Here is a 25,299-nt window from a genome sequence, read left to right as displayed (position 1 = left end):
TATTTGCCCTGCCAGAGGCAGGGGGCGGTCTGTTTATAATGAAATGAACTATTGTTTGCCATGGGCAGCCTCGCTGCGCAATTTGTTTTTCAGGATCCTTCCCGTCGTAGTCTTGGGCAGTGCACTCACAAATTCGATATACCGGGGGGTCTTGTAAACCGGTAGATACTCCCGGCACCAGGTTATGAGCTCATCGCGGCTGAGGGTCACGCCGGGACGCAGCACCAGAACGGCCTTGACCTCCTGGCCTTGCGTTGGGTCGGGGATGCCCACCACCGCCGCTTCAGCGATCGCCGGATGGCGGGCGAGGATCTCCTCGACCTCGAAGGAAAAGATCTGGAATCCTCCCTTAGTGATGATGTCCTCCTTGCGCTCCTGGACAAAGAGGTAGTGCTCGTCATCGAGGTAGCCGATATCCCCGGAGAAGAACCAATCGTCGCGCAGCCGCTGCAGGGTTCGGTCCGGTTTGTTGTGGTAGCCCTGCATCATGCTGGGGCTCTTGACCCAAATCTCGCCACTCTGGTGCGGGCGCAGCTGCACACCCTCTTCGTTGAGGATGCGCACCTCAACGCCGAGCAGGGGCAACCCGGAGGAGCCGGGCTTGCGTTCCCGGTTGATCCGGGCGGAGGTGACCAGAGGGCCGGCTTCGGTGAAACCGTAGGCCTCGAGCAGATGGCAATGGAAGTTGGCCTCAAAGGCCTCGACCACGCCGGGCTGCAATTGGGCACCGTAGCTCAGCGCGTATTTCAGGGTGGTCACCGGGGGATCGGGCGGCCCCAGTTGTGAGAGGATTTTGAACATGTCGGGCACCGCGGCCAGATAGGTGATCCGGTGATCGCGCAGGGCGGCGACCACCTCGGCGGCGACGAAGCGCGGCTGCAGGACCAGCGTGGCGCCGGTATAAAAGGTGCCATGCATCACCAGGGTCTGCCCGAGGGGATGGAAGAGCGGCAGGACCGCCAGGATGCGGTCGTCAACCGTCATGCGGAACATCTCGGAATAGGTGGTGGCGCTGGCCACCAGGGCGGCATGCGTGAATTCCGCGCCCAGAGCCTCTTCAGCGCTGCCGGCGAGATAATTGATGACCGCCAGATCATCGGGGCTGCTCACGGGATCGTAACTCTGTTCTGGCGAGCGCGCGATCAATTGGGTGAGGGAGAGGGCCGAACGGGGCATGGTATCACCGAGGAGGAGCCAGAGGGTGCACTCACGCGCCTGGGTGAGGGCGGATTGCACCTGCGCCGTGAAGCCGGTCCAGGAGATGATGGCCCGGCAGCCGCTGTGTTGCAGGATGGCGGTGAGTTCCGCCTCCCGTGAGAGGATGTTAAGCGGGACGACGACAGCGCCGATGTGCAGCAAGGCATAATAGCTGATACAAAAATGGGAGACGTTGGGCAGATGAAGCGCCACGCGGTCGCCGCGCTGAATTCCGAGGCTCTGGAGCCCGGCGGCAAGACGGCAAACGGCTGAATAAAAGCGGCGATATTCAATTCTGTGACTGCCGAAAACCATGGCGCAGTTTTCTGGCATTTTATTTGCGACTTTAATCAGATGAGCATTGAGCGTTGACAAAAAATATACCTGTAATAAAATGATTATATTATTATTAAGATACTTCTTCAGGAAAGGCCGGAGGCCGCCGCCGTGTCAAAACCGGACAGGGGTGGTTCATCTCGGGCTTCCCTGATGCCCTTTCGCCTTTAATTATATCTGAAAAAATTACTTCTAAACTTTGAAAATGTCAAGAGAATTTTCTCTTGAGGCTTGTATAACTTAGATTTTTTCATTAACTTTACGCATGTCTCACCTCCGCCCGAAATCTCGAAGACTTCTTGCCGTCGGCATCACCCTGGCCGCAATCACGCTATGGATCGGCCCCGCTCGTCTGCTCCAGGCCGCCCAGCGCGCCTACAGCAAGATGATGATTCTCTCCATGGTCCTCGACAAGATTGAGCGGTTCTATGTAGATGATCATGATCCCGATGATCTCATCGACCATGCCATCACCGGAATTCTCAGCGCCCTCGATCCCCATTCGGTTTATCTCACCCCGGTGGAATTTGCCAACTACAAGGGAACTTACCAGGGCTATCAGGGGATCGGCCTGAAATACAACCGCCTGCCGGAAAAACTCTTGGTCGCCGCCGTCGTCCCGGGCGGTCCAGCCGCGGAGGCGGGCATCCGGCCCGGGGACAAGATCATGCGCATCAGCGGCCGCATGGCCCAGTACATCGACGACAAGGAGTTGCCGGCGCTGTTGCAGGAGCCGGTCGTCCGCCTCGATATCGAACGCGAAGGGGTGCGCGATCTGCTGCCTTTTGCCATCAGCAAGCGCGTCATTGTGCCGCAAACGATCAGCAGCGCCTTTATGCTCAACGATTCGGTCGCCTATTGTCATCTTGAGCGATTCATTCAGACCACCCCTGCTGAATTCGACCAGGCCTGGAGCCGGCTGCGCGGCGCCAAGCCCACCCATCTTATCCTCGATCTTCGCGACAACTTCGGCGGGGATCTTCAGGCCGGCATCAAGGTGGCCGACCGCTTTCTCGCCGCGGGCCAGTTGATCGCCTACACCACCGGCCGGGGCCCAGGGGCGAACATGGAATTTCGCGCGGGCGCGGAGGCTAAATTTCCCCCCCTGCCGATCATTGTTCTGATCAACGGCGGCTCGGCCAGCGACGCCGAGATCGTCGCTGGCGCCCTGCAGGATTGGGAACGCGCTCTCCTTATCGGCCGACCGAGCTATGGCAAGGCGCTGGTGCAGAGCGAATTCACCTTTCAGGACGGCTCCGCGTTGCTGCTGACAACCGCGCGTTTCTACACCCCGCTCGGCCGTTCGATGTCGCGCGCCGGTACCAGCACCACGGGCGCCAAAACCGCCTCGGACGGAACCGGGGCCGCCTTCGTGCGCACCGCGAGCGGCCGCTTGCTGCCGGCCAGCGGCTGCATTGCCCCCGATGTCGAGTTACCCGAGGATTCCGTGGATTACGCTCCGGCTCTGCGGCGCCTGCTGGCGGCCCAAGAAAATCCTCTAGCCATCTTCAGCGAAACCTTCGCGGCGGCCCACCCCGAACTGGCGCGAAACCGCAATGCCTACATTCGCGAGTTTCAGCCCTCCGAATCGCTGTTGCGTGATTTTCAGCAGGTGGCGCGCCAGGCCGGCGTCCATTTCACTCCGCAGGATCTCAACCGTAATCGCGACGCGGTGCGCTTTCTCCTCAAACGCGAAATCGCCGCCATGATCTGGGGAGAAGAGGGGCGCACCATGATCACCGTGCTCGAGGACAAGCAGGTGCAGAGTTGCGCCCGCTACTGGCATCGCGCCCGCTCGCTCGTCCGTCGCTGAGGCGCGCCGGATCCCCTTATACCCGCTTCCGTCCCGGCTGGACTCCTTCTCCCCGCTGCGCCCGGGCCGCAGAATCACAAAAAATAGCTTGACATAGTCTTGTGGAAATTGTATGTTTACTGGTCGGTTTCCGGCCAGTCTTTACTCCGGCGGCGGGAAAGGCCTGCCTCACTGTTTCCGACAGGCCACAGGGCGGGGTGGTGTGGAACTCCCGCGAGGGAGCGTGTCGGCGGCCACAGCAACGCCCAAGGAATGTTTTGCTTTCACGATGAGGTTTTGCCTGGACAATGCTGTGGACCCACTGAATCGTGTTAACAGGCCGCTGATCCTGGTTGTCGATGACCTCCCGGTCAACATCCAGCTGATTCAAAACTACCTTTCCGCTGTGGGCTATGACACCATGGCGGCCACCAACGGCGAAGAGGCCCTGTCGCGCATCCATGAACGGTTGCCCGATCTCATTCTGCTCGACGTCATGATGCCGAGGATGGATGGCTTTGAAACCTGCAGGCGCCTCAAGAGCAACCTCTCCACCCAATACATACCCGTGATCATGGTCACGGCGCTCAACGAGCTGGATGACAAGATTCGTGGCATCGAGGCCGGGGCGGATGATTTCATCAGCAAGCCCTTCAACCGGCTCGAGCTGCTCGCCCGGGTCAAATCGCTGCTGCGCGTCAAGACCCTGCACGATCAGCTCCAGGTCAAGATCCGCCAGCTCGAGCAGATGAAGGAACAGCTGCGTGCTCTGGCGGTCACCGACGGCTTGACCGGAGTCTATAACTACCGTTACTTCAGACAATACCTCACGCAGGAAATCCGCCGGGCCGAGCGGCACCAGCTCCACGTCTCCCTGGCGATGCTGGATATCGATTTTTTCAAGCGGTTCAATGATGCCCATGGCCATCTGGCCGGCGACGAGGTGCTCCGCATCGTCGCACGGCTGATGAAAAGCCATACGCGTGCCATCGATGTGGTGGCCCGATACGGCGGCGAAGAATTCGCCTTGATTCTGCCCGAGACCAACAAGGCCCAGGCCCGGATCGTGGCGGAAAAGGTGCGCCGCCTGGTGGAGAATTTCCCCTTCCCGCAAAAAAACAGCAAGGAGCAGGCGCATCTCACGGTCAGCGTCGGCGTGGCCGCCTACACCGAGGATGCCAGGACGGCGGATACCCTGATTCATATCGCGGACCAGCGCCTCTATCGCGCCAAATCGGAAGGACGGAATTGTGTTGTGGATCAGTAATGGGAGACTGCATCAGTGAGCAACTGGATCGCGCTACAACTCAAGAGCAAACTCTTCCGCAAGCTCTTTCTTTACACCTTCACCACCGCCATGCTGCCGCTGGTCCTGATGGGTTTTTACTGGCTGCGGTGGACCGATGGGGGCAGCGCCGTACTCTTCCCCGGGTTCTTCAGCGTCATCGTCCTCGCCTTGCTCCTGGCCGGTATTGTCGCCTTTTTCCTCTCACGCAACATCACCCTGCCGATCTCCGATCTGGCCAAGAGCGCCACGGAGATCGCCCGCGGCAATTTTTCCCACGAGATCAAGGTGCTCTCGAATGATGAAATCGGCCGTCTTGCCCGCCTTTTCAATTACATGACCACCGAACTGCGCCGCCTCGACAACATGAACCTAGCCCAGATCATCGCGGAACGCAACAAGACCCAGACCATCATCAAGAACATCGCCGATGGCGTCGTCGTCACCGATCCCCGCGGCAATATCTTGCTGCTCAACGCATCTGCCGAACGCTGGCTCGGCCTGCGTGAACGCGATGCCCTGCAACAACCCCTCGAAAATTTCATCAGCGAGGAGAAGATGCTGCAGCTTCTGGCCGATGCCGGCGAGAACAAACTGAGCGCCCTGCCGCCGCTCGAGATCACTCTGCGGCCGTCGGGCGAATGGAAGCCGCGGATTTTTCAGGCCCATGCCGCGCGCGTGCTCCAGGAGGATGGCGAACTCATCGGCATCGTCACCATCCTCAGCGACATCACGCAGCAAAAAGAGATCGACAAGATGAAGACCGAACTGGTCTCGATGGTGGCACACGAGCTCCGCTCCCCGCTCACCAGCATCTCCGGCTTCAGCGAACTGCTCCTCGATCCCGAACTGAGCCGCGAACAGCAGGAAGAATATGCCGGAATCATCCTCAAGGAATCCAACCGCCTCGGCGAACTGATCAATAAATTTCTCGATATCTCCCGCATCGAATCGGGACGGATTCAGCCCAAGAAGAGCCCCATCGATCTAGCCGAAACGGTGCAAATGGTCGTCGGCAATAACTCCTACCTGGCCGCCAAGAAGAACATCGAGGTGGAGGTGCACCCTCCGGACGAGCCTGCGGAGATTCTGGCCGACAGCGGCATGATGGAGCAGGTTTTTCTCAACCTCCTCTCCAATGCGATCAAATACAGTCCGGAAAATACCCGTATCACCCTCCTGCTGCGTCAGAACGAGAAGGAGGTCATCACCGAGGTACACGATCAGGGCTACGGCATCCCCCGCAATGCCCTTGGCAAGATATTCGACAAGTTCTTCCGTGTCACCGAGCATGAAGCGGTGCGCGCGAACACGGGAACCGGGCTGGGGCTGGCCCTGGTCAAACAGATTGTCGAACTGCATGGCGGCCGGATTACCGTCGAGAGTGAAATCGGCAAGGGCTCGGTCTTCACCGTCTACCTGCCCAAGGCCCAGCCGGGCCATGCCGACGGCGCGGCGCCGGAAGAAGACACCGAAAATATGATCCGCTGACACAAGAACGGAACGACCTCTGGGAGGCTAGGACGATGAAAAAGGGCACAGTGCTGATGGTGGATGATAACCTGGATATGCTGCTGATCGGACAGCGCATTTTCACCAAGGCCGGATTTGAGTACCTGTCGGCGCGCAGCGGCCAGGAGGGACTGAACAAAATGTCAGGCGAGGAGGTGGACCTGGTGATCCTCGATTATATGCTCCCCGACCTCACGGGCCAGCAGTTCCTCCAGGCGCTGGGTGGGGAGCCGGCCTGTGCCACGCTCCGCTCGATCCCCGTCATTGTGCTGACCGCGCGGACCGACTATCTCGAGGAACTGGATCCCTATTATGCCGCCAATCTGCGCGCCATCCTCACCAAGCCGTTCGGGCACCGTGAGCTGGTGAATGTGGTTGACAACACCCTCCGGCTCGAAAAGAGTCTCAAGAGTTTGCGGCAAAGCGCTGCTGCAACTCCGGCCGCCGCTGCTGTAGAAGCCCCCCTGCCCGCCGCCGCGGCTCCGGCACCGCGCTGGGCCGATGATCTGCGCATTGCTGCCAACACCATCGCCAGGCTGGTGGCAGAATTGCGCCAGGAACTGCCCGCAGGTCTCAGCGAACAGCAGCACCTCGACCTGGATGCGGTGCTGACCAGCAGCCGGCGACTGGTGCGGCTGATCGAAGAACACTTTCCCGCCAGCGAACTCTTCACCGAGACGACACTGACAACCTGACGACCCGCAATCCCGAGGCTGGAGCGATGCAATTCGACTATGAGGAACTGATTGAGAGCGTGCAGGACATGGTCTTCGCCGTGAGCCGGCCCGGCAGGCTGATCTACTGCAACCGCCAGTTTGCGGCCTTCGCCGGCCGCACCAAGAGCGGACTGCGCGCTTTCCCGCTCATCGAGCTGGTGCATCCGCAGGACCGTCCGCGGGTTCAGCATATCCTGCACGAAACCTGCCGCGGTGCGGTGCGCAGTTTTGAAGCGCGCTTTCTCTCCCGGGACGGGGTGCCCTTTTACTTTTCCACTAACATGACCCCCATCATCGAAAATGGTCATGTGACGGGTGCAGTGGGCATCTCGCGCGACATCAACGAACGCATCATGCTCGAACAGCAGATCACCGGGCTGAAAAATTTTCAGGAGAGTATCCTCAAGAGCATGCAGGCGGGGCTGATCACGGTCGACCTCGAGGGCCGGATCACCTCGTTCAATGCCGGAGCCGAGGAGGTACTCAAAATCAGCGCCCGCGAAGCGCTCGGACTGCCGCTGGCGCAGATCGTCGGCGAGGAGGCCGCTCGGACCTTTCTCCAGCAGGCACCGCGCGGTGATTTCCCCACCAACCGCGAGATGCCCCTTAAAACCCGCGCCGGCCATGAAACCGACATCGGTTTCACGGTCACGCCGCTGCTCGACGACAGCGGCGCCCATACTGGCTCCATCCTCAGCTTCAAGGATATCTCGGCGATCAAGCGCATGCAGGCGGAGGTGATGCGCATGGACCGTCTTGCCTCCCTCGGGGTGCTTGCCTCCGGCATCGCCCACGAGATCAAGAATCCCCTGGCGGGCATCAAGGCGATGGCGCAGACCCTCCAGCAGGATGTGCTGCCGCGCGAAGAGAGCTTTGACTATCTCGAGCGCATCGTCCGGCAGGTCAACCGCCTCGACGCCCTGCTCAAGACCTTTTTTGACTACGCGCGGCCGCGGCCGCCACAGCGCAAGCGCCACCGCATCCAGGATATTCTGCATGAGGTGATGACGCTGGTCGACAAACGGCTGCAGGAGCATGAGATCCGCTTCGACTCGCGCATTCCGGCCGAGACGCCGCCCATATTCGCCGACTTTCACCAGATCCAGCAAGTGCTTCTCAACCTGATTATCAATGCCATCGATGCCATGGAGGATGGGGGCGAACTGGTGATTCAGGCGCAACCCCGCAACTTCGCCCCGGCGCCCTATCCCGCCGCCACCGGCGCGCCCGCGCGCGGGGGAGTGGAGATCTCCGTGACGGACACCGGCGTGGGCATTCCGGAAGAAAACCTTGAGGTCATCTTCGATCCCTTTTATACCACCAAGGCGCAAGGGACCGGCCTCGGCCTTTCGATCGTCTATCGCATCATCGCCGCCCATGATGGGGAGATCACCGTCACCAGCCGGGTCGGAGCAGGGACCACATTTCGCGTACTACTGCCTACGGAGGAGGAGAAAAGATGAAGGCGAGTATTCTCGTCGTCGAGGATAATGAGGATCTGTGTAAAACCATCGCCGACGTGATGAAGCATGAGGGCTACGCCGTCAAAACCGCAGCGAGCGGGGAGGAGGCGATCACCCGCATCGAAAAGGGATTGATCGATTTGGTGCTGCTGGACATCAAACTCCCCAAGAAGAGCGGGTTGGAGGTGCTGGCGCGCATCCGCGAGCTGCAGCCAGAGCTGCTGGTGATCATGATCACCGCCCTGACCGACGCCCGTCCCGCCGTCGAGGCCCTGAAATCGGGGGCCTACGATTATCTGCTCAAGCCCTTCGAACTTGACGAGCTCAAGCTGGTGGTAGCCAAGGCGCTCGAGACGCATCGCCTCAAGCTCGAGGTCGCGCGCCTCAAGGAGCAGCAGCGCCGCCGGGCTCCGGAATCGGGCCTCTACGGCGAGAGCGCCGCCATCCAAGAGGTGCTCAACCTGGTCAAGATCATCGCTGAAACCCCGCGCACATCGGTGCTGCTGGAGGGCGAGAGCGGCACCGGCAAGGAACTGGTCGCCGATGCCATCCATGCAGCCAGCGCCCGCGCCGACAAGCCGATCATCAAGATCAACTGTGCCGCCATCCCGGAAAACCTACTCGAGAGCGAACTCTTCGGCTATGAAAAGGGAGCCTTCACCGACGCCAAGGGGACCAAGCGCGGACTCTTCGAACTGGCCCACGGCGGCACCATCTTCCTCGACGAAATCTCAAGCATGAAGCTGTCGCTGCAGCCCAAACTGCTGCGGGTCCTTGAGAGCAGCACCTTCCGCCGCATCGGCGGGACCACCGACATCACGGTCGATGTGCGCGTCATCGCCGCAACCAACCAGAATCTCGAATCCTGCGTCCGCGACGGGCTGTTCCGCGAGGATCTCCTCTACCGCCTCAAGGTGATGGTGATCCAACTCCCGCCCCTGCGCGACCATGCCGAGGATATCCTCCCCATGGCCAAGCTCTTTGTCGAACAGAACAACCGCGAGTTCAACCGGTCGATCAAGGGGATCTCGGCCGAGGCGGCGGAGATGATGCTGCGCTACCCCTGGCCCGGCAATGTGCGCGAACTCAAGAACGTCCTCGAACGCGCCGTGATCCTCTGCAAGCGCGACGAGATCACCCCGGAGCTGCTTCATCTTGAACCGATCGAGGTTCCCGCCGCCACGTCCCAGACGGCGCTGCCGGTCCGGAACTCCGCTGCTGCTGGCGGCGATGCGGAGACCCTGGCGGAGATTGAGCGCCAGCACGTCCTGCGCACCCTGGAGAAGTACCATAACAACAAATCCCGGACCGCCAAGATGCTCAACATCTCGCGATCCACTCTGCGGGAAAAACTCAAGGAATACGGACTCGAATAGAGGGTCAGCGTACGTTGCCCTTGAAGGGGCGCTCCCGGTTGAAATCGGGAAGGAAGGGGTCCTCCGCCTCGACCGGGCCCTCCAGCGGCTGCACGAACAGGTTTCGGAAGCCCAAATCAAGCGCATGCTCGTAGACGCGGTAAAACTCCTCGTGCCGTAGCGGGCGGTTCAGTTCCGCCTGCCGCACCATCCGCGCCGGGCGGTACTGGGACATCAGACTCAGCGGCAAATCGCGGCCGAATTCGGTGAAGAGGGTGGAGAGGGCGTCTATGGAGTTGGTCACCTGACCAGGCAGGACGAGATGGCGGACCAGGACGCCGCGGCTGGCGAGGGGCTTGGCCGCGGTAAAATGGTCGAGAAAACCCTTCTGCCGCACCATCTCGCAGAGGGCATCCAGGGCGACCAGGGGGTAATCGCGACATCGCGAGAGGGCATGCGCCAGATCGGCATTGCTGTATTTATAGTCCGGCAGATAAATATCCACGCTGGTTTCGGCCCACCGCAACATCTCCACCTTTTGATATCCGGAGCTGTTATAGACGACAGGGCGATCGAATCCCTGGCCGCGCAGTCGCTCGACCAGATCGAGGATGTGCGGCAAAAAGTGATCCGGCGTCACCAGATTGAGGTTATGGATTTTTTGCTGCCGCACCAGTTCGAGTATGCGCGTCGCGATCTGCTCGACGCCGACGATGGCGCCGAGATGCAGGCCGGAGATTTGAAAGTTCTGGCAAAAGGTGCAGAGCAGGGAGCAGCCGCTGAGAAAGAGGGTTCCGGAACCACAGCTGCCGCTGAGGGGGGGTTCTTCACCGAAGTGGGCTTCGAGTGAGGCGACGCGCAGCTCGGCTGATTCGCCGCAAATCCCCACTTTGCCGGCGCTCCGGTCCACTCCGCATTCGCGCGGGCAGAGGGCGCAGTGCTGGTAGGCCACATAGGGATCTGCCGGAATCATGCCGTCTCCCTCATTGCGGCGCCGCGAAAGTCAGATCGATGGTCACAATCTCGGGCCGGTTGCCGAGTCGCAGAGGCGGACCCCAGGTACCGGCGCCGCAAGAGACGTAGTACTGGGTTCGACCTTTGCGCAGGTAACCCCAGCTCATCTCATAGATCCCTTTGGTGATATACTGGAAGGGGAAAATCTGGCCGTGATGGGTGTGGCCGGAGAGCTGGAGATCGATGCCCTGCGCTTCGGCTTCATCGAGGTGGAAGGGTTGATGGTCAAGGAGGATCAGCGGCTGATTTTTATCGGCTTTTAGGACCAGTTCGCCGAGCACAAGACGTTGGCGTCCGAAGGCGTGGCCCTGGCGGTCGTCACGGCCGATAAGCCAGACTGCATCCGCCGCCTTGACGACACTGTCGCGGAGCACGATAATCCCGGCGCTGCGCATATAGTTGAGAGCATGGTTGATGCCGCTGAAATACTCATGATTGCCGGGGATGGCATAGACGCCATGCCGCGCCGAGAGCTGCTGCAGCACTTCGGCCATGTTTTGTTTGGAGAGGGAGAGTACATCCTCGTCGAACAGGTCGCCGCCGAGGAGGATGAGATCGGGTGTCTGGGCGTTGATCAGCGAGACGATCTGCTGCATCCGCGAGTTGTGGATCATCGTGCCGAGATGGATATCAGTGGCGAGGACCAGACGCAGCCGGTGGACGGGTGCCGGTTTGGCGATTTCGAGGCTCAGATGCCGGACGCGCGGATGGCGTGCATTCACCGCTCCGGCTGTGGTCAGTACGGCGATGAGGACGAAGGTCAGCCAGAAAAACTTCAGGCTGGCCGGCGTATGACTGCCCCGCCAAGATGCCGGCATGAAGGCAAGGAAATGGTCGGCAAGCCGGATGAGATCGATGGCCAGGAGGGCCACCAGGGTCAGAACGAGCATGCCGGTATAATAGGCGCCGATATGGACAAGCAGATTGCCGAGCCAAGGGCTGGGGCTGCGCTCCAGCCAGCGACCCATAGGATAGGCGGCCGCGAGCAAGACAATGAGGAGGGTGAAGAGGCCTCGCGACCAGCTTTGCGCTGGCAGGGCCTGCAAACCGCGGCGGATAAGATAATAATTCATCAGGGCATAGAGCCCCAAAGCGATGGAGATGAAGAGGATAAAGCCGCTGTGTTTCATCTTTTGCAGCACTCCGATCAAATTAATTTCCGCAAATTTACGATTTTTTGCATATAAAACAAAAGGGAATCCTCGATCCAGACTGCACAGCCATAAAAGGCTTGATTCTTTGGTGAATTTTATCTAATTTCAGTAAATTGATTTTCTTACCTTGGGCACATGATGATGAGACGCCAGAATCTGGTTATTCTATTGCTGCTCCTATGCGTCGTCGTTGGGCGCGCCGGCATGCCGGTCTCCGGTTCGCAGGAGGCGCTGGTACAGATCCGCAATGATCTTGATTATATCTTTTCCGATCCCTCCTTTAGTGCAGCGCACTGGGGGGTCGCGATCCAGTCGGCACAGACCGGGGAGTACTTTTACCTGCGCAACGAGAACAAGGCCTTCATGCCGGCCTCGAACATGAAACTTTTCACCACCGCCGCGGCCCTGCTCGGCCTAGGCAGCGAATACCGTTTCGTGACGCGGCTGGTGGCGCACGGGCTGATCACCACCGATGGGGTGCTCGAGGGGGATCTGATCATCCGTGGTTGCGGCGATCCCTCGATCAGCGGGCGCTGGGAGAATGACAAGATCACCGCGGTCTTTGAGCGCTGGGCGGACAGTTTACGGGTCCGTAAAATCACCACCATCGCCGGCAAGGTCATAGGCGATGGAAGATATTTCACCGACAGCCGAATCGGCTCCGGTTGGGCCTGGGACGACCTGACCGATTATTATTCGGCGCAAATCAGCGCCCTGACCTTCAATGACAACTGCGTCGACATCGTCTTCAATCCCGGCGATTCCCTGGGCGCTCTGGCGCGCTATGCGCTTTATCCGAACACGGCCTATGTCCAGATCGTGAGCCGGGTCCGGACCGACCAACGCACCCGGCTCTCCTTCTGGCGCGATCCGGGCAGCAACAAGATTTTTTGCGACGGCACGATCGGCCTGAAGACCAAAGATCGCCGCGACTGGATCACAGTGGAAAATCCGGCGAAGTATGCCGCCACGGTGCTGCGCGAGATTCTGCTCAGTCGCGGGATTCGCGTCCTGGAAGAGGCCTTCGAAATCGAGGAGCTGCCGGGCTATCTGCCGATCGAATACAAAACCGTGCAGCTGGCTTCGCACACCTCGCCGCCGCTGAGCGAAATCGTCCGCGAGGTTAACAAGAACAGCAATAACCTCTTCGCCGAGCTGTTGCTACGCACTGTTGGACGCGAGCTGATGCAAGATGGCAGCGCCGCAGGCGGAGAGAAGGCGGCGAAGCAGCTTTTCGAGGCGGCCGGGATCACGCCGGACATGTTCTACGCCGCCGACGGCTCCGGGCTCTCGCGGCAGGATCTGGTTTCGCCGATGAGTGTGATCCGGCTGCTGCGCTACATGCATGAGCAAACCGCGGGTCAGTCTTTCTTTGACAGTCTGCCGGTCGCCGGCGTGGACGGCACCCTGAAGGGGCGGATGCGCGGCACCGCTGCGAAGGGTACGGTGCATGCCAAAACCGGATTCATCGGCCGGGTGCGGGCTCTTTCAGGCTATGTGACCACGAAGGATAATGAACTGCTGGTCTTTTCCATGATTGTCAATAATTACAGCGTTCCCACGGGCACCGCGAACCATCTCCAGGATCTGGTTTGCGAGCGCCTGGCCAATTTTACCCGGAAATGAGGGCTTGCGGAGCGCCGGGTATCGGGATCGATTCGCAGGGACTGCACGTGCACACAGATGCCCTGGTGATGGCGGCCCGGGAGCGCAACAGGCGAGAGGGATGATGGGTAGTGGACTGCGACATATAACGCGCTGGTTTGGATCGGCCCCACTGAGGGTCAAGTTGATCCTGACCATCGGACTCCTCTTCATTGGTCTGATGTCGATCCTGAGCTTTGTCGTGATCCAGCAGGGCAAGAGCATCCTCAACGAGCGTCTGGCCGAGACCTGTACCATGGTGATGCGTCATGTCTCGGTGGCGATCAAGGATGATCTGCTCCTCTATTACCGCACGGATATGAATCCCAACAGCAGTTCGTTGCAACTGGGGCATATTCGCGAATCGATCCTCTCGGTCTATAACGAGAATATCGCCGGTTTGGCTTACGTCGGCGTCATCGACCGCACTGGCATGATCCTCGCCCACACCAATACGGAGCGGCTCTATCGCAAGCTGGCGCCGGCGGACAGCAGCTGGCTGCTTGCGCTCGAGACCACCATGGTGCGGGAACGCGGTGAAAATATCGAGTACATCCATCCGATGTTCACCCGCCGCGAAAATGCCGGAGACCGGCGGATCTTTCTCGGGATCGCCGTGCTCGGCTTCACCAAAGATATCGTCATGCATCCGATCCAGCGGGTGACACGGGCGATCCTCTCGGCGACGGCGCTGATTATCATCGTCTCGATCGTCATAATTTTTATCATCGCGCGGCGGATGACCGCGCAGATCGAGATGCTCGGGAGCGGCTTGCGCCAGGTGAGCAGCGGCAATCTCGGCGTGCAGATCCCGGTGCTTGCGGCCGATGAGCTTGGCCGGCTGACCATGGAGTTCAACGCGATGATCGTGCAACTGCGCGAAAAACTGCAGATGCAAAAATTCGTCTCCAAGCTGACGTTACAGATGATCCGCTCCAGCGCCAATGGCGAGGTCCGCTCCACCTCGGCGGGCCAGCGCCGGGTGATCACCGTGCTTTTTTCCGACATCCGCAGTTTTTCGGCGATGACCGAGCGGCTCGGGGCTGAGGAGACCATCAAGCTGATCAATATCTATCTCGACCTGCAAGCCCGTATCGTTGAGGAGAACAACGGCATCGTTGATAAGTTCATGGGCGATCAGGTGATGGCCATCTTCCTCGGCGAACGGCAGGCGGATACCGCAATTCACGCGGCAGTCGAAATCCAACGCTCGATCCGCGAGCTGAATCTGCGGCGTAGCCGCAATGGCGAGGTGACGCTGCAGGTGGGCTGCGGTCTGCACATCGGTGAGGCCATCCTGGGGCACATGGGCTCGCAGGACCGTCTCGATTACACGGTGATCGGCGAGGTTGTCAATCTGGGTTCGCGGCTCTGTGCCCTGGCCAAACCGGGGCAGATCATTGTGCCCGGGGAGATGGTGGGACAGCTCAACGGCGAGTATCCCACCCTCCATCTCGACCATGTCCAGGTCAAGGGGCGCACCCAGCCTGTTGAGATCTATGAAGTAGATTATGACCGATCGATGATCGTTTAGGCAGATCCGGATGAGGATTCTCCTGCGAATAACCGTCCTGGCCCTGGCTGTTGGAGTGAGTTCGCCTTCCTGCCTTTTCCCCCGCTCGATTCCATCCTATCAACCCGGTGTGCGGCCGCTGCTACAAGGGGCGCAAGGCACGCTCGGCCTCAGCGACCTCTCTGCCCTCTACTGGAATCCTGCAGGGCTGGCCCTCTTCCGCGGCATGCAGGGCTATCTCTCCTTCGCTGAATCCTTTCGCATCGAGTACGGCGGTTTTTCGGGTTTCTTCCCGGTGATCGGCACGGCCGCCGTGGCAGCAGGAAGACCGCCGTTATCTTCAGGAGGCAGTTTCACTTCAGCCGGTGTCGGGCACTCTTTCTTCAACCGTCTGCACACCGGCATCAGCCTGACCAACCACCCGGATGGCCGCACCAGCTATACCGCGCTGGGGCTTGGGGTGATCTGGCAGCCGCTCGATCTGGGTGGCCCCCAATCCCCGGCCTTGCCGCACTGGCTGGCTCCCCTCGCCGCTGGCGTTGCGCTCAGTAACCTCTCCCTGAATCCTTCTTCCGGTCCTCCATATCAAGGCTCAGCGGCTCTTTCCTATGCATTCACGGGGCTGGGCCCCCGCTTGAGCTACGGCTACAGCTGGCAAAACGGGGCGGGATGGCACCATCTTGGAGCCGCGTTCTCCCCGATCTCCTGGCTGACTCTGATGGCGGGGATGGCCGATTTCAGTAGTGACGGCATCGCCGCCGGGGTGAGCATCCATGCCGAAAACCTTCAGATCGATGCCGGATATGATTTTGGCGGCGAGAGCGGCAAGGTCGCCCTCGCCTTCGAGATTGGTCGTGCGCCCGCCGAGCGCTCCCGGCGCGCCCAGGAGAGGGCTACGCAGATGCTGCAGCAGGGCAATCAGCGCCAGGCGCTGCATTACGCCCAGCACGCCCTGGCGTACGATCCGGCGAACAACGAAGCCCGTGAGATTATCCACACCCTTTCGGGGCATATGCGCATTAAGGACAGCGCCGTCGATTCTCTGTTACAGCGCGCCCAGCGCGACCTGCAAAAAAAGTGGTACATCAGCGCTGCGGTGCAATACCAGAAGGTGCTCCGGATCGATCCGGAGCACCACTTCGCCCGCCTGGCCTTGCAGACGATCGCCCCGAATGTCGCCCAGAACGGCGAGCGCTGGTATCAAAACGGCCGGCAGCTCTTTGAACGGGGCGACCTCAAGCGCGCGCGCGAGGTCCTCGCATCGGTCCGCCAGGTCCTGCCGGATCATCCCGGGGTCAAGGAGTACCTCGATCGGATCGACGAGCAGATCGGACAAAAAGTGCAGGAATATTATTTCGCCGGTTTGGGCTATTATACCCAGAAAAAATATTACGATGCAGAGGAGCAGTTCCGCAAGGCGCTCAATCTGAATCCCGAATTCCGTGAGGCCTCCGAGTACGTGGAGCGCATTCTGGCGGAACGCAGAGAGAGCCAACAGGCGGTCGACCATCTGCTGCTTGAGGCGCGGAAGCGGGAGGAAGCCAGCGACTGGCTTAAAGCCCTGCAGCTCTACCGTCAGATCCTCGGAATCGAGCCCGATTTTGCTTATGCGCGCAAGCGCGAGACCGAGATGGAGAACAAGGTGACGGCGTACATCAATCAGCAGTATGCCAAGGCTGAGGCCGCCTTCAACAGCGGCGATAACGAGACTGCGCGTAAACTCTTCCGTGCGATCCTGGATATCCGTCCCGGCCATGCGGGTGCGCTGCGGTATCTTGAGAACCTGCAGCCGGCTACCGCGAACAAGGGACAGTATTTTCTGGATCTGAGTCGTCGCCATTTCGCCCAAGGCCGCTGGGAGGCCACACTCTCCGCTCTTGACTCGCTCAGCCGGTATGAGCCGGAAGCGGCGGAGATCGTGGAACTGCGCCGCAAATGTTACGCCAACCTGCCGGTTGACCGGCTGGTCCAGATCGGCCGGGCGCGGTATCAGGCGGCGCGCTATCTGGAGGCTTTGGAAATGGCGCGCGAAGCTCTGAAAAAGGAGCCTGGACGTCTGGACGCCCGGGATCTGGCCGAGCAGTGCGAAAACAGCGTCACGCGACTTGTGGATACCTATTTCAACCGCGGCCTCAATTATTATACGGAAGAGAAATACCGCGCCGCGATCGCCGAGTGGAACCGGGCGCTGCTGATCAATCCGGCGCACCAGGGTTCCATCGAATACAAGCGCCGTGCCCAGGAGCGGCTGGATGCCCTCAATCAGCTGCCGTGAGGCTACCTCCCCCTGTCCGGAAAAACGATGCGTGCACAGCGGCGCCGTTCAGCGTCGCGGGGGCCTTATCGTCTGCGTTTCCAACCGGATGGTCGTACGCATTGAAAGCGGCAGCAATCCGCTGGATATGGTCACGGAGTAGGCTGATGGCCCGGATGGATGCCCGCAAACATTCGCGTCTCGCTCTGCTGACCGCCGACGGCCTGGCCCTTTCCCTCTTCGAAAGCGTGATGCCCCGCCCCCTCCCGTGGATCAAACCGGGATTGTCCCGGATTGCAACCCTGGCGGCACTCTATCTGCACGGCTGACTGTCGATCTGGCCGCCAGGCTGTTCCTCCTTTTCACCGACCGCAGCGGTAGAGCATGGGGAACCTGACGCCCTCCCGACGGTTTAACCGGATGGAGATGCCGGCACAGCAACGCTCTTTTTTTCAGTTGTTATTTTGCCCGGCAAGATGTATTTTAGAATCTAAATCGTCGCCGCCGAAAACGGGATAGACCATGCGCCGAAATTGCGCCTTCCTCCTCATCGCCGTGACGCTGAATCTCCTCAGCGGGTGCGCCTATTACAACACCTTTTACAATGCGAAGCAGTTTTATCACGACGCCTCCAAGGAGCGCAAAAAGCGCGAGCGGGTCCAGGTCGTCGAACTCTCGCCGGAAGAAAAGGAGCAGGCGCGGCGTCAGGGTAATCTCAACACCGCCAGCCAGGGAAGCAAGCCTGGCGCGACAGAGATGCAGAATTACCAGAAGGCCATCGAAAAAGCCTCCAGCGTTCTCGAATATTATCCCAAAAGCCGCTGGGTCGATGATGCGCTGATCATGGTAGGTGAATGCTTCTTTTACCGCCAGGAGTATACCAAAGCGCAACGCAAATTCGAGGAGATTATCAGCCTCTATCCCCACAGTGAATTCGTCCCGCAAGCCGAAATCCTCCTTGGCAAAACCTTTCTCGCCCTGCGCGAGTTCGATGCCGCCGAGAAAAAATTTCGCGAGATCACCCTCAACGATCATTTTCCCAAGAGTATCAGGCAGCAAGCCGAGTACGAACTGGGCTCTCTCTACTTTGAAAAAGACAATTTTGAGGCGGCGGCTGAGGTCTATACACGCACAGCCAGGCAGTCGGATGATCGTCTGACCCGAGCCATGTCGCTCTACCGCCTGGGGGAGTGCAAGGTTCAGCTCAAGAGCTACAGCGAGGCGGTGCCCGTCTTCAGGCGCGCCGTGCAGGAAAGCCCGAACGAGGATTTCAAATCCCAGGCCTCCTACAAGCTCGGAGAATCCCAGATTCTGCTCAAAGAGTATGACGCGGCTATCCGCACTTTTTCTCTCCTGCTCGCCAAGGAACTGGAAGTAAAGCGAATCCCGATGATCAAGCTGATGTTGGCCAACAGCTACCGCTTTCGCGGCGATGAAGCGACCGCCGTCAAATGGTATAACAACATCCTCGAGGAACACAAGGGGACTGAAGCTTCGGCCCGCAGCTATTACAACCTGGCCGAAATCCAGGAGTACAGCAAGGGGGATTTTGTCAAGGCCAAGGAATTCTATGACCTAGTGCGCGGCGAACAGTCTGCATCGCTGATTGCCACCACCGCCAAGCTGCGTTCTGACAACATCAAGCGGATGCTCGAGCTGCAGCAGTCGATCAATGAGCTGCTGGGCATCGTGACGAGCAAGGATTCAACGGGTACGGCGGCCAAAGGGGAGAAGAAGGCGGATCTCGATGATGCGCCGATCGATCTTGGGTCGGAGGGGATGTGGATGAATTATGCCGGCCGCGGTCGGCGGCCGCCGCGGGATTACGACAGCGAGGATCCCGCGGCCCTGCTGGCGTCCACCGCAGGCTCCTCCGTCAAAAGCGAAGCCGATTCTCTCAAGGGGGATGCGGCCGTGCCAGACAGCCTGCGCAGCCTTAAGGCTCGGGAAGTGGCAGAAAAAAAGAAATCCGTCACGCTGGCCGAAAAACGCCTTGAACTGGCTGAGCTGCTGATGTTCAATTTTAATCACCCCGATTCTTCCATGAAGCTCTTCTTGCAGGTTGTCGAGAGCAAACCGGACAGCATCCTGACTGCCCGGGCGCTCTATTCGATCGGGTATATCATGTACGCGATCAAGCAGGATACGGTACAGGCCGACTCCCTCTTCCGCAGCTTGGTCTACCTCTATCCGAAATCACCGCATGCCGAAGGGGCCCGGCGGATCCTCGGCTGGCCGCTGCTGAGCGAGAAGGTGGATTCCGCCGGTGTGGCTTATCGCGAGGCCGAAAAGGCCTACTGGGACGGGAGGGACCTGACCCGGGCCCTCGCCCTCTATGATTCGATCACGGCAGCCTATCCGCACTCGCCCTATGCCATCAAGGCGGAATTCGGCAAGGGATGGCTCTACGAGCACGACCTGCACGACTATGACAAGGCGATTGCCACCTATAAGGAGATCATCGAAAAATATCCCGAGTCGGCTTATGGCAAGAATCTGAAAAACAAGCTCACGCGTCATGAACAGGCGATCAAGGCGATTGAGGAGCGCAAGAAGGCTGTCGCCGATTCGATCAAACTGGCGGCTGAACAGGCCCGGGCTGCGGCCGATTCTCTGAAAAAAGGCGTGGCGCCGGGCGGCAGCGTCCATGATGCAGTGGCCGATTCCACTACCGGCCCGGCCGCCCTTGATAACACCCTTACGGCACCGGCGCAAGGCGTGGTGCAGCCGGCGGGGGCGATCCCAGATACCGCCGCCGTGGATGCCGATCTTCGGCGTGAGCAGGAGATCGAAAAGCGGCGCGTTGCTCATCCTGCCAGCGACCGGCAGCCGGGTACGCCGCCGGCAGATCAGAAGCCGACGGATGCCAGCCCGCCTGCACCAAAGCCAAAAGCGAAACCGCTTCCGGTGGAATAGCCGCAAGGTGGCCCCCGGCGAAGAAGGAGAGCGATCGTGACTAAATCGATGCTGCAAGCACGGGTGATTGCGGTGAACGCGGCGGCGGCCGGGACGGTGCGGCTGACCCTCGAGGCACCCGACTGGGCAGCAGCGGCGCATGCGGGCCATTTTGTCAATATCCAGGTGCCACAGCGCTGCGATCTGCTGTGGCGGCGTCCTTTCAGCCTGCACCGCGCTGATCCCGTGCGCGGAACGATTGATCTGCTGATCGCTGCAGTCGGCCGCGGCAGCCAGGCCCTCGCCCGCTGTCAGACTGGCGACCGGCTCGATGCCATCGGCTTGCTCGGCAATACCTTCCCACTCGACCCGGCTGCACGCGAGATCATCATGGTTGCGGGCGGTATCGGCATCGCCCCCTTTGATCTGCTGCTGCAGGACGCTGCGGAGATCCGCTGCCGCAAAACCCTGTTTTACGGAACCCGCTGTGCGGAGGCCCTCTGCCGCAGCCCGCTCTGGCAGGAGCATGGCGTCGAGTTCCATCTCGCCACGGAGGATGGCAGTGCGGGATACCGGGGCCGGGTGCTGGAGCCGCTGCGTCGCTATCTGGAGAGTGACCAAGATCGTTCCGGTCGGATTCTCTATGGCTGCGGTCCGACGCCGATGCTGGCGGGACTGTGCGCGCTCGCCCTGGAAACCGGATTTCGGGGATTTATATCTGTGGAAAATCTCATGGCCTGCGGCTTTGGGGCCTGTGTCGGCTGCCCGGTTGAGCTGAGGGTGCCCCGCCCGGATGGGCAAAAGTATCTCCTGGCGTGCAAGGATGGTCCCGTCTTCCCAATCGAGGAGATTCTGCTCCATGATTGACCTCTCCGTCCGGATCGGCGGATTGCAGCTGGCCAATCCCATATTGACGGCCAGCGGGACCTTCGGCTATGGCAGCGAATTCGCCGACTTTATGGATCTGAACCAATTAGGCGGGATCGTCACCAAGACGATCACTCTCGAATCGCGCCCAGGCAATCCTGCGCCGCGAATTTGCGAGACGCCGGCGGGCATGCTCAATTCGATCGGCTTGCCGAACCTCGGAGTCGCCCGGTTCATCGAAGAAAAGTGGCCTTTCCTCTCCACCCTGCGTACCGCTGTAATCGTCAATGTTGCGGGCCGGAGCATGGACGATTTTGTCGCCGCCATTGAGGCGCTCGAGCCTGTGGCGGGCATTGCGGCGTACGAGTTGAACTACTCCTGTCCCAATGTGAAGGAGGGGGGGCTGGCATTCAGCAGCGAGGCACAGGTTGCGGCCAAGCTCACCCGGAAGATCCGCGGGGTAACGCGCCGGCCGCTGATCGCCAAGTTGACGCCCAATGTCGCCCGCATCGGCGAGATCGGACGCGCCTGCGAGGCCTCCGGGGCCGATGCCGTTTCCGCCATCAACACCCTCGTCGGTATGGCTGTCGATATCCGCACCCGCAAGCCCCGGCTCGCCACGGTAACCGGTGGGCTCTCGGGACCCGCCATCCGGCCGGTGGCTTTGGCCAAGGTCTATGAACTCGTACAAACCCTCTCCATCCCGGTCATCGGCATCGGCGGGATTGCCACCGCCACCGACGCCCTCGAATTCATCATCGCCGGAGCGGCCGCGGTGCAGATCGGGACGGCCGGCTTTATGAATCCCTGTGCCGCTGCAGAGGTGGTGAAGGGGCTTGAAGCGTATTGCCACCAGGAGAGGGTCGAGAGCCTGGCCGAATTGCGCGGTTCCCTGCGACTTTGATATTTCTTACAGGAGGCTGACATGAAACGACGATGTTTCGTGCTTTGCTCCCTTTTTCTTCTGATCGTTTCCTGCTACCCGAACACCCGCTGGTGGGATATTGGACCCGCAGCCGGGCCAGAGGACAGCGAAACGACGGCCAGACCCGCTGCCGATAAGGGTGATCTTCGGGCCGACCAGGCGCCGCTGCGTTTGCGCGACACCGAGACCGGCATCGCCTCCTATATGGCCGACGAGATCAATGGCCGGATGACCGCCAATGGCGAGCTTTACGACATGCGCCGCCTGACCGCGGCCCACCCCAACCTGCCCTTCGGCACCATCGTCGCCGTCAAAAACCTTGCCAACAACAAAATCGTGGAGGTGCGGATCAACGACCGCGGTCCTTATGTGCCCGGGCGCATTATTGACCTCTCCTTTCAGGCGGCCCGCGACCTCGAGCTCGCCGAAAAGGGCAGCGGCATGGTGGAGATCAAGGTGATTCAGTTGCCCCGTTAAGCGCCGTTCACATCCGGATGGTTTTACCCTTACCCTGATGGAGGAACCTTGAATTTTAAATCCTTTGGCATTCGCACCTTGATTGCCTTGCTCTTCGGTCCGCTCATTGTTCTGGCCGTTTTGCAGGGAGGACTCTGGTGGCTGACCTTTGTCCTGCTCGTCGCCGTCCTCTCGGTCTATGAATTCTATGGCCTCGCCCGCCATAAAGAAAGTATAGCTTACTATGCGCCGGGACTGGTCTGCGCTACCGCCCTGGTTATCTCCCTCTACTTCTTCGATGTGCGACTCGTTTTGCCGATCATCCTGCTTTATCTGGTCTGGGTGCAATTCGCGGCCCTTTATCGCGGCAGCGGCTCCACCCTCCTCGATACCTCGGTCAGCGCCTTTGCCGCTCTGTATTATCCGCTCGCATTCGGCAGCTTCATCCTTATTCGTGAACTTCCTGCATCGCGCTTCGGCCTCGACAGCTCCCCTGCCGGCGGCTGGATCCTGGTCCTGATTTTGAGTATATGGGTGTGCGATACCGCCGCCTACATCGGTGGATCCTATCTAGGCCGGCATAAGCTGATGCCGCGTATCAGCCCGAACAAGTCGATCGAAGGGTCGCTCCTGGGTTTCCTCTTTGCCTTGCTCACCGCCTGGCTTTGCCATCACTGGTTCATCCGGGGCCTGCAGCTGCATGATTCCCTGGTGATTGGCGCGATCGGCGGCAGCCTGGGGCAGTTCGGCGATCTCTTTGAGTCCATGTTCAAACGCGATGCCGGAGTCAAGGATTCTTCACGTCTCATACCGGGGCACGGGGGGATCCTGGACCGGTTCGACAGCCTGACCATCACGGCGCCGGTGGTCTATCTTTATCTTTACCTGCGATTTTTTGCGTACTAGCTGGAGGGAGTCCTCGAAAAGCCAAGCGGCACCGCGCGTGCCTGGCTTTTCGGGGCGGAAAATGGCCGGGGTTCAGACTGATTTGGCGAGGCGGAAAAGAGCGAGGAATTGACGGTAGAGCCCGGGATAGTCGGCCGGGTGGCAGAGAACGCTGCGCATGCCGCTCCGTTCTGCGCCCGGAAGCAGCATCGCGGCCTCGGCCATCTCGACCTTGGGAAAGAGATATTCGAGCGTCAAGGGCGGCGTAAAACCAAGCGGCGGGTGGGTCGCGATGGCCCGGACTGCCGCCTCCGCTTCCCTGCGGATCGCTTCGAGACTTTGCGAAAAGGGCTCGCAGACGGCACAATTGCGGCCGCGCCCTTCCTTGACGACCACTGCACCCACGCCGGGCAGGAGGGCGCGCGCTTCCGCGACGACGGCGCGGTCGCCGGTTACCAGCAGGGTGGGAACGCCGTAGTAGCCGGCGAGCCCGGCATTGAGTCCGAATTCACCGACTTGCACACCATTAATACGAATCGCGTCGACATAAGAGTAGGCCCAGGTGTGCTCAAGGACCGCCAGCGGTGTCCCAAAGGCGGCATGATAACCGAGAAAAAAAGCGCCGGCGCAGGAGCCATCGATCTCCTGCATCATTGAGAAGGGCTTGCCGGGGCCGGAAACCAAGCGGGCTGCGGGATGGAGGCGGTCCACGGGCAGGTTGGCCATGTTGTTGTGCGAATCGTTGACGATTACTTCTGTCGCACCGCCGGCTACCGCACCCTCGATGGCCGCATTGACCTCGGCGACCATCCAGCCTCGGGCCATCTCATACTCCCGGGTGGTCGGGTCGACCTGCTCACGCAGTACTACCCCGTTGACCCCTTCCATGTCTGCGGTAATGTAGATCTTCATGGGCCCTCCGATAGGCCGTGTCCGGCGTTTGAACTACATCAGAACCAGTTTGCCATGTTCGAGAATTTTGCGCCCATCGATGGCCACGCTAGCTTGATAGACGATGGCTTCCAGGTGGATGGGCACATCATTGCTGCCGCCGAATGAGAGATTGTTGCCGACTGCCACGTGGATCGTGCCATGGACCTTTTCGTCCTCGAGGGGATAGCCGCTGAGACGGGCGCTCTCATTGGTACCGATGCCAAATTCCGCGATCAGACGGCTCTCCGGCCCGTAGGGTGCCAACTGGCGGCGCAGACGGTTGGCCGCTACACCGCCGGCGATCCGCACGACGCGGCCGTCCCGGATGTGCAGGACGGTGCGCTCGTGATCGTTGGGCTGTACCCCCATGCCGCTGTCGATGACCACCTCGCCGGAGGTGCCGGCGAATTCCGGCGCGAGCGAAGCCTCTCCAGCCGGCAGGTTGGAAAAAGCCCCGGGCTGCGTTACTTCTCCGGTATCGGCATAACCTTTCGCCCGGGCTGCGGCAATCCGCAGTTGCGTGCCGTTGGGCGCCGAAATCTCGATCTCCTTGGCGATGGTCAGGATATCGGCGAGCTTGCGGCTGAGCCTGGCAATGCGGGAAAAATCCATCTCCGCAATGCGTGCGAAGGTGTCGTTGGTGATGGCCGTCATGGTGATGCAGCGTGCTCCCTGCCGGCAGGCTTCCCGGCGGCTGGAGCTGTGTGATATCGAGGTGGAGGTCAGGGCGAGGATGACATTCATCTCCAGCATTAGCCGTTCCACCGGGCCGCACAGGGCATTACGCTGGAGATAGTCGCGTCCTACCTGGAGCAGGTGGATATGGTTGGACTTCTTTTCGGCAGCTGCGAAGAGGAGGTGGGCAAGGTCGAGATAGGGTTCGTCGGCGATGATAAGGACAGACTCGCCCTTGCGGAGATCAAGGGCGCGGGTGATCACGGTCTGCGCCGCTTTTTCCAGTTTGTTCATTCGGGTACACTTTGTAAATAATACGGCTGCCCCCCGCCAACATAGCAATAAAATGAGAAAAGGTCAAGTGAAAAATCGTCAGCGCAGACGAGGGGAGCACGAAGGGGGCGGGGCTCGCCGTGTCGGCTGGAAGC

General features: G+C 60.2%; 21 protein-coding genes. 16 read left to right on the top strand and 5 right to left on the bottom strand.

All coding sequences use genetic code 11. The features are described from left to right. Positions 1-48 precede the first annotated feature (48 nt). The gene (locus PLH32_10255) at positions 49-1,530 is read right to left on the bottom strand and encodes an AMP-binding protein (GenBank protein HQJ64981.1); all 1,482 of its coding nucleotides are present in this window, start codon (positions 1,528-1,530) and stop codon (positions 49-51) included. 268 nt (positions 1,531-1,798) lie between these two features. Between PLH32_10255 and PLH32_10250 the strand changes: the two genes are divergently transcribed. The 6 genes from PLH32_10250 to PLH32_10225 all read left to right on the top strand — a co-directional run bounded on the left by PLH32_10250 (position 1,799) and on the right by PLH32_10225 (position 9,677). Then, the gene (locus PLH32_10250) at positions 1,799-3,346 is read left to right on the top strand and encodes a S41 family peptidase (protein HQJ64980.1); all 1,548 of its coding nucleotides are present in this window, start codon (positions 1,799-1,801) and stop codon (positions 3,344-3,346) included. 292 nt (positions 3,347-3,638) lie between these two features. Continuing rightward, positions 3,639-4,592 (top strand): PleD family two-component system response regulator, encoded by a 954-nt coding sequence (locus PLH32_10245; protein ID HQJ64979.1) that lies wholly within the window; start codon positions 3,639-3,641, stop codon positions 4,590-4,592. 15 nt (positions 4,593-4,607) lie between these two features. Beyond that, positions 4,608-6,101: an ATP-binding protein gene (locus PLH32_10240; GenBank protein ID HQJ64978.1), complete on the top strand. Its 1,494-nt coding sequence runs from the start codon at positions 4,608-4,610 to the stop codon at positions 6,099-6,101. 35 nt (positions 6,102-6,136) lie between these two features. Then, positions 6,137-6,817 carry a response regulator gene (locus PLH32_10235; GenBank protein HQJ64977.1) on the top strand — a complete coding sequence of 227 codons (681 nt, stop codon included), beginning with the start codon at positions 6,137-6,139 and terminating at the stop codon, positions 6,815-6,817. 26 nt (positions 6,818-6,843) lie between these two features. Continuing rightward, complete coding sequence (locus PLH32_10230) at positions 6,844-8,301, top strand: PAS domain S-box protein (protein HQJ64976.1); 1,458 nt, start codon at positions 6,844-6,846, stop codon at positions 8,299-8,301. Further along, positions 8,298-9,677 carry a sigma-54 dependent transcriptional regulator gene (locus tag PLH32_10225; GenBank protein ID HQJ64975.1) on the top strand — a complete coding sequence of 460 codons (1,380 nt, stop codon included), beginning with the start codon at positions 8,298-8,300 and terminating at the stop codon, positions 9,675-9,677. The genes PLH32_10230 and PLH32_10225 overlap by 4 nt, the downstream gene beginning before the upstream one ends. Positions 9,678-9,681: 4 nt before the next feature. Here the strand turns inward: PLH32_10225 and PLH32_10220 are convergent, their stop codons facing one another. Beyond that, positions 9,682-10,629 (bottom strand): 4Fe-4S cluster-binding domain-containing protein, encoded by a 948-nt coding sequence (locus PLH32_10220; protein HQJ64974.1) that lies wholly within the window; start codon positions 10,627-10,629, stop codon positions 9,682-9,684. Positions 10,630-10,639: 10 nt separating this feature from the next. Continuing rightward, a complete protein-coding gene (locus tag PLH32_10215; GenBank protein ID HQJ64973.1) occupies positions 10,640-11,800 on the bottom strand; it encodes a metallophosphoesterase in 1,161 nt (386 codons plus the stop codon). 165 nt (positions 11,801-11,965) lie between these two features. On the opposite strand from PLH32_10215, the gene dacB reads away from it, so the two are divergent. The 10 genes from dacB (at position 11,966) to PLH32_10165 (ending at position 23,284) form a co-directional block, all read left to right on the top strand. Then, complete coding sequence (gene dacB / locus PLH32_10210) at positions 11,966-13,450, top strand: D-alanyl-D-alanine carboxypeptidase/D-alanyl-D-alanine-endopeptidase (GenBank protein HQJ64972.1); 1,485 nt, start codon at positions 11,966-11,968, stop codon at positions 13,448-13,450. Positions 13,451-13,613: 163 nt separating this feature from the next. Further along, positions 13,614-15,002, top strand: a complete 1,389-nt coding sequence (locus tag PLH32_10205) for an adenylate/guanylate cyclase domain-containing protein (protein ID HQJ64971.1) — start codon at positions 13,614-13,616, stop codon at positions 15,000-15,002. 10 nt (positions 15,003-15,012) lie between these two features. Further along, positions 15,013-17,256 carry a tetratricopeptide repeat protein gene (locus PLH32_10200; GenBank protein ID HQJ64970.1) on the top strand — a complete coding sequence of 748 codons (2,244 nt, stop codon included), beginning with the start codon at positions 15,013-15,015 and terminating at the stop codon, positions 17,254-17,256. Then, on the top strand, positions 17,234-17,398 hold the full coding sequence (locus PLH32_10195) for a NusG domain II-containing protein (protein ID HQJ64969.1): 165 nt from the start codon (positions 17,234-17,236) through the stop codon (positions 17,396-17,398). Before PLH32_10200 ends, PLH32_10195 begins: the two co-directional genes overlap by 23 nt. 4 nt (positions 17,399-17,402) lie before the next feature. Continuing rightward, complete coding sequence (locus PLH32_10190; protein HQJ64968.1) at positions 17,403-17,564, top strand: Gx transporter family protein; 162 nt, start codon at positions 17,403-17,405, stop codon at positions 17,562-17,564. A gap of 193 nt (positions 17,565-17,757) precedes the next feature. Next, entirely contained in the window at positions 17,758-20,151 is a 2,394-nt protein-coding gene (locus PLH32_10185) for a tetratricopeptide repeat protein (protein HQJ64967.1), read from the top strand. 36 nt (positions 20,152-20,187) lie between these two features. After that, the gene (locus PLH32_10180) at positions 20,188-20,997 is read left to right on the top strand and encodes a dihydroorotate dehydrogenase electron transfer subunit (GenBank protein ID HQJ64966.1); all 810 of its coding nucleotides are present in this window, start codon (positions 20,188-20,190) and stop codon (positions 20,995-20,997) included. Continuing rightward, on the top strand, positions 20,990-21,901 hold the full coding sequence (locus PLH32_10175) for a dihydroorotate dehydrogenase (GenBank protein ID HQJ64965.1): 912 nt from the start codon (positions 20,990-20,992) through the stop codon (positions 21,899-21,901). Before PLH32_10180 ends, PLH32_10175 begins: the two co-directional genes overlap by 8 nt. 21 nt (positions 21,902-21,922) lie before the next feature. Continuing rightward, the gene (locus tag PLH32_10170) at positions 21,923-22,399 is read left to right on the top strand and encodes a septal ring lytic transglycosylase RlpA family protein (GenBank protein HQJ64964.1); all 477 of its coding nucleotides are present in this window, start codon (positions 21,923-21,925) and stop codon (positions 22,397-22,399) included. Positions 22,400-22,447: 48 nt separating this feature from the next. Then, positions 22,448-23,284 carry a phosphatidate cytidylyltransferase gene (locus PLH32_10165; GenBank protein HQJ64963.1) on the top strand — a complete coding sequence of 279 codons (837 nt, stop codon included), beginning with the start codon at positions 22,448-22,450 and terminating at the stop codon, positions 23,282-23,284. A gap of 72 nt (positions 23,285-23,356) precedes the next feature. On the opposite strand, the gene PLH32_10160 is transcribed toward PLH32_10165, so the two are convergent. Together PLH32_10160 and PLH32_10155 are read right to left on the bottom strand one after the other, a co-directional pair. Further along, positions 23,357-24,175, bottom strand: coding sequence for a M55 family metallopeptidase (locus tag PLH32_10160; protein ID HQJ64962.1), 819 nt, complete (start codon positions 24,173-24,175; stop codon positions 23,357-23,359). A gap of 33 nt (positions 24,176-24,208) precedes the next feature. Continuing rightward, positions 24,209-25,165 carry an aminopeptidase gene (locus tag PLH32_10155; protein HQJ64961.1) on the bottom strand — a complete coding sequence of 319 codons (957 nt, stop codon included), beginning with the start codon at positions 25,163-25,165 and terminating at the stop codon, positions 24,209-24,211. Between the last annotated feature and the right edge of the window lie 134 nt (positions 25,166-25,299).

This window comes from bacterium, from assembly GCA_035419245.1.
Lineage (GTDB): Bacteria > Zhuqueibacterota > Zhuqueibacteria > Residuimicrobiales > Residuimicrobiaceae > JAKPUX01.
Note: the sequence above shows the minus strand (reverse complement) of the source record. Positions and strands in the feature narration are given on the sequence as shown.

Coding starts and splice junctions, on each gene's coding strand:
- PLH32_10225 (HQJ64975.1), top strand. CDS start 8,298: ATGAAGGCGAGTATTCTCGTCGTCGAGGATAATGAGGATCTGTGTAAA.
- PLH32_10190 (HQJ64968.1), top strand. CDS start 17,403: ATGGCCCGGATGGATGCCCGCAAACATTCGCGTCTCGCTCTGCTGACC.
- PLH32_10175 (HQJ64965.1), top strand. CDS start 20,990: ATGATTGACCTCTCCGTCCGGATCGGCGGATTGCAGCTGGCCAATCCC.
- PLH32_10215 (HQJ64973.1), bottom strand. CDS start 11,800: ATGAAACACAGCGGCTTTATCCTCTTCATCTCCATCGCTTTGGGGCTC.
- PLH32_10185 (HQJ64967.1), top strand. CDS start 17,758: ATGCGCCGAAATTGCGCCTTCCTCCTCATCGCCGTGACGCTGAATCTC.
- PLH32_10155 (HQJ64961.1), bottom strand. CDS start 25,165: ATGAACAAACTGGAAAAAGCGGCGCAGACCGTGATCACCCGCGCCCTT.
- dacB (HQJ64972.1), top strand. CDS start 11,966: ATGAGACGCCAGAATCTGGTTATTCTATTGCTGCTCCTATGCGTCGTC.
- PLH32_10250 (HQJ64980.1), top strand. CDS start 1,799: ATGTCTCACCTCCGCCCGAAATCTCGAAGACTTCTTGCCGTCGGCATC.
- PLH32_10160 (HQJ64962.1), bottom strand. CDS start 24,175: ATGAAGATCTACATTACCGCAGACATGGAAGGGGTCAACGGGGTAGTA.
- PLH32_10230 (HQJ64976.1), top strand. CDS start 6,844: ATGCAATTCGACTATGAGGAACTGATTGAGAGCGTGCAGGACATGGTC.
- PLH32_10220 (HQJ64974.1), bottom strand. CDS start 10,629: ATGATTCCGGCAGATCCCTATGTGGCCTACCAGCACTGCGCCCTCTGC.
- PLH32_10195 (HQJ64969.1), top strand. CDS start 17,234: ATGCCCTCAATCAGCTGCCGTGAGGCTACCTCCCCCTGTCCGGAAAAA.
- PLH32_10170 (HQJ64964.1), top strand. CDS start 21,923: ATGAAACGACGATGTTTCGTGCTTTGCTCCCTTTTTCTTCTGATCGTT.
- PLH32_10235 (HQJ64977.1), top strand. CDS start 6,137: ATGAAAAAGGGCACAGTGCTGATGGTGGATGATAACCTGGATATGCTG.
- PLH32_10200 (HQJ64970.1), top strand. CDS start 15,013: ATGAGGATTCTCCTGCGAATAACCGTCCTGGCCCTGGCTGTTGGAGTG.
- PLH32_10255 (HQJ64981.1), bottom strand. CDS start 1,530: ATGCCAGAAAACTGCGCCATGGTTTTCGGCAGTCACAGAATTGAATAT.